At 63.7% G+C, this 1,611-nt stretch carries 1 protein-coding gene and 1 pseudogene; both read right to left on the bottom strand.

Annotation, left to right across the window (positions count from 1 at the left end):
- A partial coding sequence (locus tag ACFWPJ_RS32360; RefSeq protein WP_378857263.1) for a protein kinase occupies positions 1–284 on the bottom strand: 284 nt, incomplete at its 3' end.
- Between the two features lie 42 nt (positions 285–326).
- Positions 327–1,611 (bottom strand): annotated as a pseudogene (locus ACFWPJ_RS32355) (type I restriction endonuclease subunit R); the annotation flags it as partial.

The raw sequence follows: 1,611 nt of genomic DNA, 5'->3' as shown, positions 1-1,611 counted from the left end.
AGTTCCATCACGAGGTACTCCTCGGTCAGGTCGGCGTCGAGGACCGCATCATAGACCTGCGGTACTCCGTGGTGTCGGATCTGCGCGGTGATGCGGGCTTCGCGGCGGAACCGCTCGGCGAACTCGGCGGCTTCGGTCGGGGATTTGATCTGGGTGAACCGGATCATCTTCACCGCGATCTCGCGGTCGAGCACGGTGTCGTAACCGCGCCAGACCGACCCGAACCCACCGAAACCGATCTCCTCGATCAGCTCGTATCGATTGCCGATCCGCTGTGCCGGCACTACGACCCCCTGCCATCCTGCGACAGCCTCACCACCGCCGCACTACATCTCGGGCAGTCCGTGCCGCCGCCCGAGCAGCCGGAACGCCGCTGTGCGTGCCTGCCGATCAAGATCCTTCTTGAACTCATTGTCTCGCGCGAAGTACCGCTCGCCGAGATCATTGAGCGTATCGAAGTGTTCGACCATCTTCTCGGCAAACACCTTGTCGAAAACTACGCCGAAGTCGTCGACGTTCTTGTTCGCGAGCCGAGCCTGCTCCACCTGCGGTTCGTTCATGGCGGCGTCGAACGGGATAGCGAGGTGCTCCTCGGAGAACTCGGTACCGAACCGCTCGTTGAACCGCTCGACCAGCGCCGACAGCAGCGACTTCTCCGGTTCCTTGGGCGCACCGGTCCCGTCGCCGAATCCCCGCAACTCCTGCGAGCCTTCCGGCGCCAGGCCGAGGTCGTGCTCACCCGTCTGCTCGAGCCGGAGGTGGCTCAGGTCGACCTCGCCGATGTCGAGTCCGCCGTCGGCACGGCGCGGGAGCCGGTTGAGCAGGTGACGCCCGTAGAGATGCAGCAGTTCGAGGTCGGGGTCCTGGTAGGGCACGATCTGCGCGAGGAAGCCGTATTTGCGGACGTAGTCGTTGAGGTCCGCACGGAACGACTCCGCGAGAGCGACATCGTCCTCCTCCTCGCTGTTGAGGAAGATCTCGAACCGGTCGACTGCCGGTGCCAGGTGCCGATACAGCTCAGCGTGCAACTTGGCCCATTTCGCGGCTGACCCGGCGGCCTTCTGCTCGGCCGCGAGGTAGGCCGCGGCGAAGTCCTTCATCTCCTGGGTGATCAGGATCGGGGCGGCCACAACCCGGTCTCGGGCTACATACAGCAGGTTCGGGTCGGTCGGCAGGGTAAACGCGTCCTCGTAGTACGGCGCGAACGATTCCTGGATCTTCTCGGCATCGTTGACGAAGTCGAGGACCACCAGATCCTGCTGCGATTTACCTTCCCGGGTGCGGTTGAGTCGCGACAGTGTCTGCACAGCGGCGATACCGGTGAGCGACTTGTTCACGTACATGGTGGTGAGCAGCGGCTCATCGAACCCGGTCTGGTACTTCTCGGCGACCACCAGAATCCGGTACTCCTTCTGCCCCTTACCGCCCGCCTGGGTGGCACGGTCGTCTGCTCGCGTATACCGGAACGCCTTCGGCAGAGCGGATTCGGCAAGCCCACCGTTCTCCGAAGGCTCGGTGACCTCCTCGCCATCGACTTCCAAGCTTCCGGAGAAGGCCACCAGCACACCGACATCCGGATACTTGACGTCGTACTCCCGATCCCCCAGGTAC

Source organism: Nocardia sp. NPDC058497, assembly GCF_042720195.1.
Lineage (GTDB): Bacteria > Actinomycetota > Actinomycetes > Mycobacteriales > Mycobacteriaceae > Nocardia.
This window is presented reverse-complemented; position numbering and strand designations above follow the sequence as displayed.